Genomic DNA, 14,012 nt, shown 5'->3' on the forward strand with positions numbered 1-14,012 from the left:
CAGACTATGGGGTTGATAGGCCGGAGGTGTACAGCAGTAATGCCTAGCCGACCGGTACTAATAGGCCGAGGGCTTGTCCCAACACCGTACAAAACCAATCACCACACGTACGAGACACAGACAGACCCCGCGCACCATGAGAGCCGCTACAAAGCAGCCCGCGTCCACATGCAGTTCCCAACCAACACACCCACCATTGATACCCGGGTAGTGACGGCCACCAGAACCGAACAACAGCACTGAACAACAGCACCGAACAACAGAACTGAACAACGAGCACAACATCAAGCTTGGAACACCCCCACACCAGACAGTCGTGGGTGCGTGTGTTCCGCCAGAGTTACGGCGGCCATAGCGAAAGGGAAACACCCGGTCCCATACCGAACCCGGAAGTTAAGCCTTTCAGCGCCGATGGTACTGCAACCGAGAGGCTGTGGGNTGAAAGAGGGGTCGCCTTGTGCGGCCCCTCTTTTGCGTTCCCGGATGTCGACGCGGGTCACAAGCCGTTCACAGGCAGAACTACCTGGTCTCTTTCCACAGGCGGCGCCGGTCCGGTGAGCCTGCTGTCGGTGCGGGCGGGCAGGTTCGTCGGCGGAGGTGATGTGCAATGGCTGCACAGCTGGCAACCGAGTCAGTCAACGAAGTCCGTCTGGTGGGTCGCGTCAGCGCGGTTCCCGAGGAGCGCACGCTGCCGAGCGGGGATCTGATGGTCACGTTCCGGGTGGTGACAGACCGGCCATCCGGTCATGCGTCCGAGGTGCGGGTCGATGCGCTCGAGTGCACGGCCTGGACGGCACGGGTGCGCCGTACGACCCGGACCTGGCGCAAGGGCGACGTGGTCGAGGTGACGGGTGCCGTGCGGCGACGGTTCTTCGCCACGCCGACCGGTCGGGCGTCGCGGGTCGAGGTCGAGGTCAGGTCGGCGTCGATGGTTCGTCGCGCAACGAGCGCATGATGACGCCGAGGCTGGGCTTCGGCTGGAAGGACGTCGCCTTCTCGGGCAGCAGTCCGCCGCGGTTCACCAGGTCCCGCACAGCGGCGAAGTCCGGTGCCGGCAGCAGGGCCGCGACCGTCCTGGCCGTCGCCCGGCCGAGCGCGTCCTCGGCGGAGTGATGGAACGCCACGGACGTCGGCTGCTGCTCGAGCACGGGGATCAGGCCGGACTGGAGCCACTCAACGAGCTCGAGGCCGGAGCCGTGCGGCGGGGTGAGCACCGCCCACGCGTGGGAGTCGGTGACGACCACCGTGTTGGGGGCCAGCTCGGCCAGTGCGGTGTCGCGGTCACCCGGGTGCACCGCTCCACCCGCCAGGACGGCGGCCGCGCAGACCTGGTCCAGGCTGACGCCGTTGATCGTGCGGTGGATGGCCCCGAGGAAGAGGGGAGTGTCCGTCTGGTCCACGAGCATGGCGAGACCGCGGTCCCAGGCCGTGCCCGGGTGCGCCTCCTGGAGCTGGAGGTAGGCGGCGTAGCGGTGGTGGCCGTCGGCGATCAGGGCCGCCCCGCCGGCGAGCGAGCCGTTGATGGCATCGATCTGACGGGGGTCGGTGATGGCCCAGATCCGCTGCTTCTGCTCGTTGCGGTCGAGGTACTCGCCATGCGGCGGCCGGGTCGCGACCTCCGTGAGCAGCGCGCGCACGTCCTCGGGGCCCTCGTGGACCAGCAGGATCGGCGCGGGATTCATGCCCATCTCGAACATCCGGGTGGCGAGCTCGTCGACCTGGGTGGGATGGATGCCTTCGTGGGGCCAGATTGCGCGGTCGGCCAGGCCGTCAGCGCGACGGTCCATCGCCAGGGCGCCCACCAGGCCCCGAATGGTCAGCCCGCCTGCGGTGTACTCGTGCAGGAAGAGGCCGGGCAGCTCGGAGCGGGTGACGCGACCGTCGGCCTCCCACTCGAGCAGCCGGTTGGCGACCGCGCGATAGGGTCGCGCAAACGCGCGTGCGGAGGCAGGATCGCCGACCCGGTTCGGCGCCAGCAGCATGGCCCGGAACGGCTCGAGTCGCAGCGGCTTCGCGACGTAGGGAGGCGTGATCACGGCCGCGAAGTCCATCGAAGCATCGTAGGGGCCGCCCACCGGCGGCCGACGGGAGGGTGATCGTGCTCAAGGCGTCCGAGGTGCCGTTGCTCGAGGGGTACGACCTGGCCATGTTCGACCTCGACGGGGTCGTCTACGTCAGCGGCCGAGCCATCGACGGTGTGGCGGAGCGGCTCGACCGCGTCCGTGAGGCGGGCGTGCACCTGGCGTTCGTGACCAACAACGCGTCACGCACGCCGGAGAAGGTCGCGGCCAACCTGAACAAGCTGGGCGTGTCGGCCACGGCGGACGACGTGGTGACCTCGGCCCAGGCGGCGGCCCGGGTGCTGCGGGACCGCTTCGGCGACGGCGCCACGGTGATGCTGCTCGGCGGCGCCGGCCTCGAGTCGGCGCTGGCGGCCGAGGGGCTGGTCGTCACGGCCCAGCCTGACGACGCCGTGGCGGTGGTCAGCGGCTACGGACCTGACGTCCTGTGGAAGGACATCATGCGCGCGGCGACCCTGATCCGGGACGGGATGCCGTACGTCGCCAGCAACACCGACCTCACGATCCCCACCGACTACGGTCTCGCGCCCGGCCACGGGGTGCTGGTGCGGACGATCAGTGAGTTCGCCGGGGTGGAGCCGATCGTCGCCGGCAAGCCTGCCCGCCCGCTGATGGACGAGACCATCCGCCGGGTCGGGGGAGACCGCCCGCTGATGGTGGGGGACCGGCTCGACACCGACATCGAGGGCGCCCACGAGGTCGGGATCGACTCCCTCCTCGTGATGACGGGAGTCACCCACCTCGCCGAGCTGGTCTCGGCGACGCCGGACCTGCGGCCCACTTACATCTCGCCCGACCTCGAGGGCCTCTTCGAGGCGCATCCCGTGCCCGAGCAGGACGGGAGCCGAGCCAGTCTGGGCGGATGGCACGCGGAGGTCCGCGACCAGACGCTGACGGTCGACGGCTCCGGCAGCCCCGCGGACTGGTGGCGGGTCGTAGCGTCGGCGAGCTGGTCCGCGCTCGACACCAGCGGCTCCGCCGTGGACGTGTCCGGGCTCGAGCCACCGGTCGCCGCCGGGCAGGCCGGACGGAGGTAGCCTCCCGATCATGAGTGAGCACGACGAGCAGGTGTCCCCGGACGAGCACGCTCCGGCGCACCCGGCAGCGGAGGAGCCGGCCGACGTCCCCACGACCGGCGTCGCGGCCGTCGACGAGGTGCTGGCCGCCGTGGCGCGCCTCGAGGGCCGCCCGGTCGAGGAGCACGTCGCCGTCTTCGAGCAGGCCCACGAGCGGCTGCGTCGGGCCCTCGACCCCGGGCACGGCTGAGTCGTGCCACCCCGTCGTCTGCGGCTGGATGCCGAGCTCGTGCGCCGCGGCCTGGCCCGGTCCCGCGAGCACGCCAGCGAGCTGATCTCCGACGGTCGGGTCAAGGTGGCCGGCGCGCCCGCCACCAAGCCGGCGACCGGGATCACCACCGACGTGGCCATCGTCGTGACGCAGGACCCCGACCGGGAGGAGTACGTCTCGCGCGGGGGGCACAAGCTCGCCGGCGCGCTCGACGTGTTCGAGGCGCTCGGCCTCACCGTGGGCGGCCGTCGGTGCCTCGACGCCGGCGCCTCCACCGGCGGGTTCACCGACGTGCTGCTGCGCCGCGGGGCGCGCGAGGTCGTCGCCGTCGACGTCGGCTACGGCCAGCTCGCCTGGTCCCTGCAGAGCGACGACCGCGTCGTCGTCCACGACCGCACCAACATCCGCGAGCTCACCCCCGACCTCGTCGGCGAGCCGGTCGACCTCGTGGTCGGCGACCTGTCCTTCATCTCCCTCGAGCTCGTCCTCGACGCGCTGCTGGGTGTGACCGCACCGGACGGCGAGCTGGCCCTGATGGTCAAGCCTCAGTTCGAGGTCGGCAAGGACCGCGTCGGCAAGGGTGGCGTCGTCCGCAGCCTCGACCTGCGGGCCGAGGCCGTCAGCCACATCGCCGACGTGGCCGCCCAGCGCGGCTGGGGTGCGGTCGCCGTCACCACCAGTCCGCTGCCCGGTCCGTCGGGCAACGTCGAGTTCTTCCTGCTCCTGCGCCGCGGGCCGGCGGGGATCGACGCCGACGACGTCCGCGCCGAGGTCGAGCGCAGCGCCAGCTGGGGCAACGCGGGTGAGAGGGTGGAGCCGTGAGTCCTGAATCCGCCGATCCGCAGCGACGCGTGCTGCTGCTGGCCCACACGGGACGCGAGGAGGCTCGCACGGTCGCACGTGATTGTGCGCTGGCCCTGACCGAGCACGGCATCGCCGTACGCCTGCTGGCGCACGAGGCCAAGGACCTCGAGCTGGAGCCGACCACGGGCACCGACGGGTCCGGGTGGATCGAGATCGTCGGGGCCGAGGAGACGGCCGGCGACGGCTGCGAGCTGGCCCTGGTCATCGGCGGTGACGGGTCGATCCTGCGCGCGGCGGAGCTCACCCACGCCAGCGGCACGCCGTTGCTGGGAGTCAACCTGGGGCACGTCGGGTTCCTCGCCGAGGCCGAGCAGGACGACGTGGCCATCACGATCGACGCGATCGTCCAACGGCGCTACGTCACCGAGGACCGGCTCACCATCGACGTGTCGGTGCACGAGGACAAGACACTCATCTACTCGACCTTCGCGCTCAACGAGGCGAGCGTCGAGAAGGCGGCGCGCGAGCGGATGCTCGAGGTGGTCGTGGAGATCGACGACCGCCCGCTGTCGCGCTGGGGCTGCGACGGGGTCGTCTGCGCGACGCCCACCGGTTCCACCGCCTACAACTTCAGTGCCGGCGGGCCGGTCGTGTGGCCGGGCGTGGAGGCGCTCCTCATGGTCCCGATCAGCGCGCACGCCCTCTTTGCGCGACCGATGGTGGTCGCACCGACCAGCGTGCTGGCCGTCGAGGTGCTCGCCAACACCCAGGGGTCGGCCGTCCTGTGGTGCGACGGCCGGCGCAGCGTCGACCTGCCGCCGGGGGCCCGGATCGAGGTACGCCGCGGTCAACGGCCGGTGCGACTGGTCCGGCTCCACCAGGCGCCGTTCACCGACCGACTCGTCGCGAAGTTCGACCTCCCGGTCGAGGGCTGGCGAGGCGTGGCCGAGCGACGCCGGCGTGAGGAGGCGCAGCCCGATGCTTGAGGAGATCCGCATCCGCTCGCTGGGGGTGATCGAGTCCTCCACGCTCGAGCTCGGCCCGGGGCTGACGGTGATCACCGGTGAGACCGGGGCCGGCAAGACCATGGTCGTGACCGCGCTCGGCCTGCTCCTGGGCGGGCGGGCCGACCCGGGCGCCGTACGCACCGGAGCCAAGGCCGCACGGGTCGAGGGGGTGATCGGCGTGGCCGACCTTCCCGGCGTGGTCACCGCGGTCGAGGAGGCCGGTGGTGAGGCGGAGGACGACCGCGTCGTGCTCGCCCGCAACGTCGCGGCCGAGGGACGCTCACGCGCCTGGGTGGGTGGCGCCGCCGTGCCGGTCTCGGCCCTCGCCGGCGTGGCGGAGCCGTTGGTCGCCGTCCACGGCCAGTCCGACCAGCACCGGCTGCTCAAGCAGAGCGCGCAGCGCGACGCCCTGGACCGGTTCGGAGGGGCGAGCGTCGCCAAGGCGCTGGCCGCCTACTCCGGGCTCCACGAACGACTGGTCGCCGTCGAGCAGGAGCTGAGCGCCGTGGTGCTCAGCGCCCAGGAGCGCGCCCGCGAGGCCGACCAGCTGCGCTTCGGGCTCGGCGAGATCGACGCCGTCACGCCCGAGCCCGGCGAGGACGCCGCGCTGGCCGCGGAGGAAGGCCGGCTCGGCTTCGCCGACACCCTGCGCACGGCTGCCGAGAGCGCCCGCGAGGCGCTGAGCAGCGAGGAGGGCAGCCCCGACGCGCTGGCCACGACCTCCGCGGCGCGCACCCAGCTGGAGGCGGTTCGCGAGCACGACCCGCAGGCGGGCGAGCTGGCCGATCGGCTGGCCGAGGTGACCTACCTGCTCTCCGACGTCGCGGCCGACGTCGCGTCCTACGCCGCCCGCCTCGAGACCGACCCGGCCCGCCTGGCCGCGGTCAGCGAGAGGCGCGCCGCCCTCACGGCATTGACGAGGAAGTACGGCGAGACGATCGACGAGGTCCTCGCCTGGGCCGAGGCCGGGTCGCTGCGGCTGGTCGACCTCGACGGCACCGACGACCGGATCGAGGAGCTCCGGGCCGAGCGGGCCGACCTGCGCCAGCAGCTCGACGGTGCGGCCGCCAGGCTCACCGCGGCCCGGGTCAAGGCCGCGGGCAGGCTCGGGACGGTGGTGACCGACGAGCTGACCCTGCTGGCGATGCCGCACGCGGTCGTCAGCGTCGAGGTGCGCGGCCACGAGGTCGAGACCGACGAGGAGCTCACCGCAAGCGTGCTGCGGGTCGGCGACCGCCTGCTGCGGGCCACGAGCAGCGGCGTCGACGAGGTCGAGCTGCTGCTCGCCGCCAACACCGGCGCGGACGCCCGGCCGCTGCACAAGGGTGCCTCCGGCGGTGAGCTCTCGCGGGTGATGCTCGCCGTCGAGGTCGCGCTCGCCGGGACGAGCCCGGTGCCGATCTTCGTCTTCGACGAGGTCGACGCCGGGGTCGGCGGCAAGGCGGCCATCGAGGTCGGGCGGCGGCTCGCCCAGCTCGCGCGCGACGCGCAGGTGCTGGTGGTCACCCACCTGCCCCAGGTGGCGGCCTTCGCGGACCGCCACGTGGTCGTGCACAAGTCCAGCGACGGGACCGTCACCACCTCCGGGTTGACCGTCCTCGACGACTCCGAGCGAGAGCGTGAGCTGTCCCGGATGCTCGCCGGCCTGGAGGAGTCGGACAGCGCTCTCGCGCACGCCCGCGAGCTCCTCGAGACCGCTGCCCCGGCCCGCGCCGGACGCTGACCCCGCGCCTGGCCCGCAGGCCGCGCGACGGCCTCGAGAGCTCGACGCGCCCGCGCACACGGGTGCGCGGATCGGCCTGCTCAGGCTGACACCATGGCTTGGTCATGAAGATTCCCGGAAACCAGCTCAGACGCACCCGTACCGCCCTGCCCGGCATCGTCGGGGTCGCGCGTGTCGATCGCCGTACGACCCACCTGCTCGCCCGCCTCCAGCCGGGCGACATCGCCGTGATCGACCACCAGGACCTGGACCGCGCGACCGCACAGGCCCTGGTCGACGCAGGGGTGGGAGCGGTCCTCAACGCCGCGCCGATGATCTCCGGGCGCTACCCCAACCTCGGGCCCGAGGTGCTGGTGCAGGCGGGGATCCCGGTCGTCGACACGTTCGGTGGCGAGGTCGTCAGTCGCGTCAAGGACGGCGCCCGCGTGCGGGTGCACGACGGGGAGGTCTTCGACGGCGACGACAGCATCGCGGTCGGCCGCCCGGTCGACGCCGAGGTGGTCCGCGGCGAGCTCGAGTCGGCCCGCACCGGGCTGCACGCGCAGCTCGAGAGCTTCACCCACAACAGCACCGAGTTCCTGCGCCGCGAGCAGGACCTGCTGCTGCACGGGCGCGGGGTGCCCCGCACCGCCACCGACCTGGCCGGGCGACCGGTGGTGGTCGTGGTCAAGGGCCACGACTGGGAGGCGGAGCTCGCGGGCATCAAGCCGTTCATCCGCGAGCAGGACCCCGTCCTGATCGGCGTCGACGAGGGCGCCGAGGCGCTGCGCTCGGCCGGTCACAAGCCACACATCGTCGTCGCCAACGCCGCCGCCGAGGAGCTGCCGGCGCTGCCCCTGCTCAAGAAGGCCAAGGACGTGGTCGCGCTCGTCGACCGCGGTGCACCGGCCACGGTCACCGAGCGGTTCGAGCGCAGCGGCATCCGTCCCCTGCGGTTCGAGACCGGTGCGACCACCGAGGACGCCGCCCTGATCCTGGCCGACGCCGGCCACGCCAGCCTGATCGTGGGCGTCGGCATGCACGCCACGCTCGACGAGTTCCTCGACCGACGGCGCACCGGCCTCGCCAGCACGTACCTCACCCGGCTCAAGGTCGGCCCGCGGCTCGTCGACGCCGCCGCCGTCCCTCGTCTCTACGACGGCCAGGTGCGACCGCGCCACCTGCTCGCCGTCATGGTCGCCGGGCTGCTCGCCCTGGCCGCCGCCATCGGTGTCACCCCCGTCGGCCAGGAGTGGGTCGACGCGGCCTCCCCGGCCGTGACCGACACCGTCTCCACCGTCATCGATCGCGTGCAAGGACTGTTCTGAGTGATCACCTTCCGGCATTTCCTGACCAGCCTCGTGGCGGTCTTCCTCGCGCTCGCCGTGGGCATCGTCCTCGGCGGCGGACCGCTGTCCGACGTCACGAGCTCCGACCCCGCACCTGCCGCAGTCACGGAGGACGGCTCGGCTGATCCGGCTGCGGTGTACGCCGACGGGTTCGCCGGCGCCGTCGGGCCGGCGCTCACCAGCGGCAAGCTCGCCGAGCGCGGCGTCGCCGTCGTCACCGCGCCCGGCGTCAACGAGGAGACCCTGACCGCCCTGGCCGAGCAGGTCTCGGCCGCGGGCGGCTCGATCACCGGACGCTTCTCGCTCACCGACGCCATGGTCGCCCCCGAACAGAAGTCGCTCGTCGACACGCTCGGCTCGCAGCTGATGACGCAGCAGGGCAAGGAGATCGCGGCCGACGCGACGACGTACGACCGGATCGGCCAGCTGCTGGGCATCGCCATCGCGACCACCGCGGCCGAGGGCGACGCACCGAGCGCCAAGCAGAAGGCGGTCATCGACAGCCTGCTCGGCGCCGACCTCGTCGGCTTCGACGGCACGGTGGCGCGACGCGCGCCCCTCGTCCTGCTCGTCCTGGGCAGCGAGCCCGCGGCCGACGGTGGGGACGCGATCCTGGCCGCGCTGGCGACGGGCCTGTCCCGCGCCGCGGCCGGCGTGGTGGTCGCGGGCACCGTCGCCGACGGGGGAGAGGGCCAGGTCGGGCGGCTCCGGGCCGAGCCCGTCTCCGCCCAGGTGGCGACCGTCGACGGCATCGACACCGCGGCCGGGCGGGTGACCACCGTGCTCACGCTGGCGCGAGCCATGGACACCGACGGCGGAGCGTTCGGAGCGTCGGGTGCGGACGGACCTGCCCCGCTGGGGTAGGCTTGAACCCCGTGAAGAACCCGACGCCGACCAAGCACGTTTTCGTCACCGGAGGCGTCGCCTCCTCGCTCGGGAAGGGACTCACGGCCTCGAGCCTGGGCAGCCTGCTGAAGTCCCGCGGACTGCGCGTCACGATGCAGAAGCTCGATCCCTACCTCAACGTCGACCCCGGGACGATGAACCCGTTCCAGCACGGTGAGGTGTTCGTGACCGACGACGGGGCCGAGACCGACCTCGACATCGGGCACTACGAGCGGTTCCTCGACACCAACCTCAACCAGATCGCCAACGTCACGACGGGGCAGGTCTACTCCAGTGTCATCGCCAAGGAGCGCCGCGGCGACTACCTCGGCGACACAGTGCAGGTCATCCCGCACATCACCAACGAGATCAAGGACCGCATCCTCGCGATGGGCGGCCCCGAGATCGACGTGGTCATCACCGAGATCGGCGGCACCGTCGGCGACATCGAGTCGCTGCCCTTCCTCGAGGCCGCCCGGCAGACGCGCCACGAGATCGGCCGCGACAACTGCTTCTTCATCCACGTCTCGCTGGTGCCCTACATCGGCCCGTCAGGCGAGCTGAAGACCAAGCCGACCCAGCACTCGGTCGCCGCCCTGCGCTCCATCGGCATCCAGCCCGACGCGATCGTCTGCCGCGCCGACCGTGACCTTCCCGCCGGCATCAAGCGCAAGATCGCGCTGATGTGCGACGTCGACGACGAGGCCGTTGTCACCGCCGCCGACGCGCCGTCGATCTACGACATCCCGAAGGTGCTGCACCGCGAGGGCCTCGACGCCTACGTCGTACGCCGCCTCGACCTGCCCTTCCGCGACGTCGACTGGACCGTGTGGGACGACCTGCTGCGTCGTGTGCACCACCCGCAGGAGGACGTCACCGTCGCGCTCGTCGGCAAGTACATCGACCTGCCCGACGCCTACCTCTCGGTCGCCGAGGCCCTGCGCGCCGGCGGCTTCGCGCACGAGGCCAAGGTGCACCTGCGCTGGATCGCCTCCGACGAGTGCGAGACCCCGCAGGGCGCGGCCAAGCATCTCCACGACGTCGACGCGGTGCTGGTCCCGGGCGGGTTCGGCATCCGCGGCCTCGAGGGCAAGCTCGGGGCGCTCACCTACGCGCGCACCCACGGCATCCCCACCCTCGGGCTGTGCCTCGGCCTGCAGTGCATGGTCATCGAGTACGCCCGCAACGTCGCCGGCATCGAAGGCGCAGGCTCGACCGAGTTCGAGACCGACGTCGAGCACCCGGTCATCTCGACGATCGAGGAGCAGAAGAAGTACGTCGAGGGCGCGGGCGACCTCGGCGGCACCATGCGCCTCGGCCTCCAGCCGGCCGACCTGGTCCCCGGCAGCGTCGCCGCCAAGGCGTACGGCACCGAGCGGGTCGAGGAGCGCCACCGGCACCGCTACGAGTTCAACGACGCCTACCGTGCGGAGCTCGAGGAGGCCGGCCTGGTGTTCTCGGGCGTCAACCCCGATCTCGGGCTGGTGGAGTTCGTCGAGCTGCCCGCCGACGTGCACCCCTACTACGTGTCGACGCAGGCGCACCCGGAGCTGAAGTCGCGCCCGACCCGCCCGCACCCGCTCTTCGCCGGGCTCGTCGGTGCCGCCATCGACCGCCAGCGTGAGCTGCGCATCCCACTCGACGAGCAGGGCTTGCGCCGGGTCGACGCCGAGACCGAAGCCGACCCGGCGACCGTCTAGCGCCGACTCGGCCGTCGGCTGGCGCCGACTCGGCGGTCGGCTGGCGCCGACTCGGCCGTCGGCTCGTGCCGACTCGGCGGTCGGCTGGCGCCGACTCGCGGGTCAGAGCTCCCGGGCGCGGTGCAGCCGGCCGAGCACGAACGACTGGGCGCGCAGCTGGTTGCGGGCGTACAGCGAGATCGACTCGTCCTCGCTGGCGGCGAGCGCCGCCGTCAGGAACGACTCGTCGCCGACGGCGTGGGGATACATCGCCCGGATCACCACGCCCTGGTTGAGCATGCCGCCCTTGAGGACGGGGAGCTCCTCGAGGTAGCGGTGGGTGTACGGCGCCAGCAGCTCGAACTGGCCGGGCCGCCAGAAGATGGCACCGAGCTCGAGGGTGTCGCGGCTCGCGGGCACGGCGTAGTCGACGAAGAACGCCCGCCACACGGCCTCCTTGGCCTCCTGGTCGGGGCTGGCGGCGAGCACCTTGAGCCGCTTGATCCCGGCGTCGGGGTCGGCGTCGCGCTCGAGCAGGCGGTCCACGGCGTCGTCGTCACGCTGGCCCAGCTCGGCGCGGCGGATCAGCATCCGCCAGGCGAGGTCGGAGTCGCCGGCCGCGGCCGACGCCTCGTCGAGCACGGCCCAGTGCTCGTCGGTCGTCGCGTTGCCGGCCAGCGTGCGCAGCGCCGGCTGCCGGTTGGCCGGGTCCTGCGCCAGGATCGCGGCCGCGTCGGCGAGCGCCGAGCGCAGCGTGGGGGAGTCCGCGGGACGGGCCCAGCGGTCGGCGACGTGGTGGCCGACGGACAGGAAGGGCTCGACGAGCGCGGGGTTGCCCTCGGTGCGCAGCGCGCGGGCCAGCGAGGTGGCGCCGGCGGCCGGTGCGAGCTCGCCGAGGAGCAGCAGCTGGGTGATCGTGCCGACGACCAGCGCCCGCGCGAGCGGGTCCTCGAGGTCGCCGACGCGCTCCAGCGCCAGGTCGAGCGAGGCGGCGTCGGGACGGACCGCGGCGAACGTGAGGTCGCCGGCGTTCAGCAGCCGCAGGTCGCCCTCGGGGAGCTCGACCTCGGTGGTCGCGCCCGCGAGCTGGACCGGCGTCACCGCGACCTCGCGCATCGCCTCCCCGTCGACGGCGTAGGTCGCGATGTCGATGCGGTGCGGGCGCGGCTCGAGGTCGTCCGCGGACTCGACGTGCACGGTCGAGCCGACCAGCGAGAGGACGTCGGTGCCGGCCCGGTCCAGCCACGCCGCGGTCCAGTCGGACAGGTCACGGCCGGCGGCCTCGCCGTACGCCCCCATCAGGTCGTCGAGGACGGTGTTGCCGAACGCGTGGTCGCGGAAGTAGGCGCGCAGCCCCTCCACGAAGGCGTCCTCGCCGATGTAGGCCATCAGCTGGTGGAGCACGCTCTGGCCCTTGACGTAGGTGATCGCGTCGAAGTTGGCCATCGCGCCGTTGACGTCGGCGACCTCACCGCGGATCGGGTGGCGGCCCGGGCCCATGTCCATCTCGTAGGCGGGGCGCTTGTAGAGCGCGAGGAAGCTCGCCCACTGGTCGGAGAACTCGGTGGCCCGCGCCATCGCCCAGTTGGACGCCCAGGACGCGAACGCCTCGTTGAGCCACAGGTCGTCCCACCACTGCATGGTCACGAGGTCGCCGAACCACATGTGGGCCATCTCGTGGAGGACGAACTCGGCCCGCACGGCGCGCTGGTTGTGCGACGGCGGCGTGCGGAAGAGCTGGGAGTCGCCGTAGGTCACGCAGCCCCAGTTCTCCATCGCACCACCGAGGTTGGGCACGAAGACCTGGTCGTAGCGCTCCTGCGGGAACGGCATGGCGAACTTCTCGCCGAAGAACGCCAGCCCCTGGCGTGTGAGCGTCACCAGCTCCTCGAGGTCGCGCTCGAGGTGCGGCACGAGCGACTGGCGGCAGAAGAAGCCGAGGTCGTAGCCGTCGTGCTGCTGGCGGATCTCGTGGAAGGGCCCGGCGTTGACGACCACGACGTACGTCGAGAGGCGGGGCGTGTCCGCGAAGCGCCACAGCCGCGCGTCGGCCTGCGCGGCGTCCTCGACCGAGTCGGGCGCCGAGTTGGAGGTGACGGTCCACGTCGACGGGGCGAGGACGGTGAAGCCGTGTGGTGCCTTGAGGTCGGGCTGGTCGAAGCAGGCCCACAGCTTGCGGGCCTCGTCGGTCTCGAGGCTGGTCCAGACGTAGACGAGCTTGTCGGTGGGGTCGACGGTGCGGAGGATGCCCTCGCCGCTGCCGGTGTTGGTGGTCGACGCCTCGACGACGAGCACGTTGTCGGCGGCCAGTCCGGTGAGGGGGAGGCGGCCGTCCCGGGCGGTGCTGACGTCGAGCTCGACGCCGTTGAGGCTGGCCCTGGAGACGTCGGCGACGCAGTCGACGAAGGTCGAGGCGCCCGGCTCGCGGCAGGTGAAGGTGATGGTGCTGACCGAGGCGAAGCGCTCGCCCTCGAGCAGCCCGGTCATGTCGACCTCGATGTCGTAGCGCTCGACCTCGAGCAGGCGGGACCGCTCGGCGGCTTCGATCTGGGTCAGGCTCAGCAACGTCATGGGGTGACCGTACTCACAGAGCCCGCGAACGCTAATTTGGCGGCATGGACGACGCAACGCTGGCCGATCGACCGTCCTCCTGGCCGGTCGTGCGCACTCGCGACCTGCACCGGGACGGGTGGATCGTCGCGCTGCGCGAGGACGTCGTGACGAGGCCCGGCCACCCCGAGGACGAGTTCACCAGGATCTCGCTCGAGCACCCCGGCGCGGTCGTGGTCCTCGCGGTCGACGACGAGGAACGGGTGCTGTGCCTGCGGCAGTACCGCCACACGACCCGCCGTGACTTCGTGGAGCTGCCCGCGGGGCTGAAGGACGCGGCGGGGGAGCCGGCGGTGGACACGGCCCGTCGCGAGCTGCGAGAAGAGGCCGAGCTCGCCGCGAGCTCGTGGCAGCTGCTGCTCAGCACCTTCGCCAGCGCGGGCATCAGCGAGGAGGTGCACGACATCTTCCTCGCGCGCGGGCTCACGTCCGCGCCGCGCGGGGACTTCGAGCTGGTGCACGAGGAGGCGGAGATGGAGACCTTCTGGGCGCCGATGTCCGACCTCCTCGACGCGGTGCTCGAGGGACGTGTCCGGCAGGGTCCGCTGGCCCAGGCGGTGCTGGCCTACGACGTGCTCAAGAGGCGCGGTTTGCTCGAATCGTTGTGA

The 14,012-nt window shown here is 72.1% G+C and carries 12 protein-coding genes and 1 rRNA gene; 11 read left to right on the top strand and 2 right to left on the bottom strand.

The window, feature by feature from the left end:
• The first annotated feature begins 341 nt into the window (after positions 1 to 341).
• Both rrf and C7S10_RS19470 read left to right on the top strand, forming a co-directional pair.
• Positions 342 to 459: ribosomal RNA gene (gene rrf, locus C7S10_RS19465) — 5S ribosomal RNA — on the top strand.
• A gap of 148 nt (positions 460 to 607) precedes the next feature.
• Positions 608 to 955 (top strand): single-stranded DNA-binding protein, encoded by a 348-nt coding sequence (locus C7S10_RS19470; protein ID WP_108346146.1) that lies wholly within the window; start codon positions 608 to 610, stop codon positions 953 to 955.
• Here the strand turns inward: C7S10_RS19470 and C7S10_RS19475 are convergent.
• Positions 915 to 2,051 carry a DUF1015 family protein gene (locus C7S10_RS19475; RefSeq protein ID WP_108346148.1) on the bottom strand — a complete coding sequence of 379 codons (1,137 nt, stop codon included), beginning with the start codon at positions 2,049 to 2,051 and terminating at the stop codon, positions 915 to 917. The two genes, C7S10_RS19470 and C7S10_RS19475, sit on opposite strands and share 41 nt — an antisense overlap.
• 47 nt (positions 2,052 to 2,098) lie before the next feature.
• Here C7S10_RS19475 and C7S10_RS19480 point away from each other — a divergent pair, with 47 nt between their 5' ends.
• The 8 genes from C7S10_RS19480 to C7S10_RS19515 all read left to right on the top strand — a co-directional run bounded on the left by C7S10_RS19480 (position 2,099) and on the right by C7S10_RS19515 (position 10,815).
• Positions 2,099 to 3,118 (top strand): HAD-IIA family hydrolase, encoded by a 1,020-nt coding sequence (locus C7S10_RS19480; RefSeq protein ID WP_243395487.1) that lies wholly within the window; start codon positions 2,099 to 2,101, stop codon positions 3,116 to 3,118.
• Positions 3,119 to 3,128: 10 nt separating this feature from the next.
• Entirely contained in the window at positions 3,129 to 3,347 is a 219-nt protein-coding gene (locus C7S10_RS22380; RefSeq protein WP_108346150.1) for a hypothetical protein, read from the top strand.
• Between the two features lie 3 nt (positions 3,348 to 3,350).
• Entirely contained in the window at positions 3,351 to 4,190 is an 840-nt protein-coding gene (locus C7S10_RS19490) for a TlyA family RNA methyltransferase (protein WP_108346152.1), read from the top strand.
• Positions 4,187 to 5,158, top strand: coding sequence for an NAD kinase (locus C7S10_RS19495; RefSeq protein ID WP_108346154.1), 972 nt, complete (start codon positions 4,187 to 4,189; stop codon positions 5,156 to 5,158). Before C7S10_RS19490 ends, C7S10_RS19495 begins: the two co-directional genes overlap by 4 nt.
• On the top strand, positions 5,151 to 6,902 hold the full coding sequence (recN, locus tag C7S10_RS19500; protein WP_108346156.1) for a DNA repair protein RecN: 1,752 nt from the start codon (positions 5,151 to 5,153) through the stop codon (positions 6,900 to 6,902). Before C7S10_RS19495 ends, recN begins: the two co-directional genes overlap by 8 nt.
• Positions 6,903 to 7,006: 104 nt before the next feature.
• Complete coding sequence (gene steA / locus C7S10_RS19505) at positions 7,007 to 8,209, top strand: putative cytokinetic ring protein SteA (protein WP_108346158.1); 1,203 nt, start codon at positions 7,007 to 7,009, stop codon at positions 8,207 to 8,209.
• Positions 8,210 to 9,094 carry a copper transporter gene (locus tag C7S10_RS19510; protein WP_108346160.1) on the top strand — a complete coding sequence of 295 codons (885 nt, stop codon included), beginning with the start codon at positions 8,210 to 8,212 and terminating at the stop codon, positions 9,092 to 9,094. It begins immediately after the preceding gene.
• Between the two features lie 11 nt (positions 9,095 to 9,105).
• Positions 9,106 to 10,815, top strand: a complete 1,710-nt coding sequence (locus C7S10_RS19515) for a CTP synthase (RefSeq protein WP_108346162.1) — start codon at positions 9,106 to 9,108, stop codon at positions 10,813 to 10,815.
• Between the two features lie 102 nt (positions 10,816 to 10,917).
• Here C7S10_RS19515 and pepN read toward each other — a convergent pair whose 3' ends face one another.
• On the bottom strand, positions 10,918 to 13,365 hold the full coding sequence (pepN, locus tag C7S10_RS19520; RefSeq protein WP_108346164.1) for an aminopeptidase N: 2,448 nt from the start codon (positions 13,363 to 13,365) through the stop codon (positions 10,918 to 10,920).
• 44 nt (positions 13,366 to 13,409) lie between these two features.
• Between pepN and C7S10_RS19525 the strand changes: the two genes are divergently transcribed.
• Complete coding sequence (locus C7S10_RS19525) at positions 13,410 to 14,012, top strand: NUDIX domain-containing protein (RefSeq protein ID WP_108346166.1); 603 nt, start codon at positions 13,410 to 13,412, stop codon at positions 14,010 to 14,012.

The sequence above is a fragment of the Nocardioides currus genome (assembly GCF_003057875.1).
In the GTDB taxonomy this organism is placed as follows: Bacteria; Actinomycetota; Actinomycetes; order Propionibacteriales; family Nocardioidaceae; genus Nocardioides; species Nocardioides currus.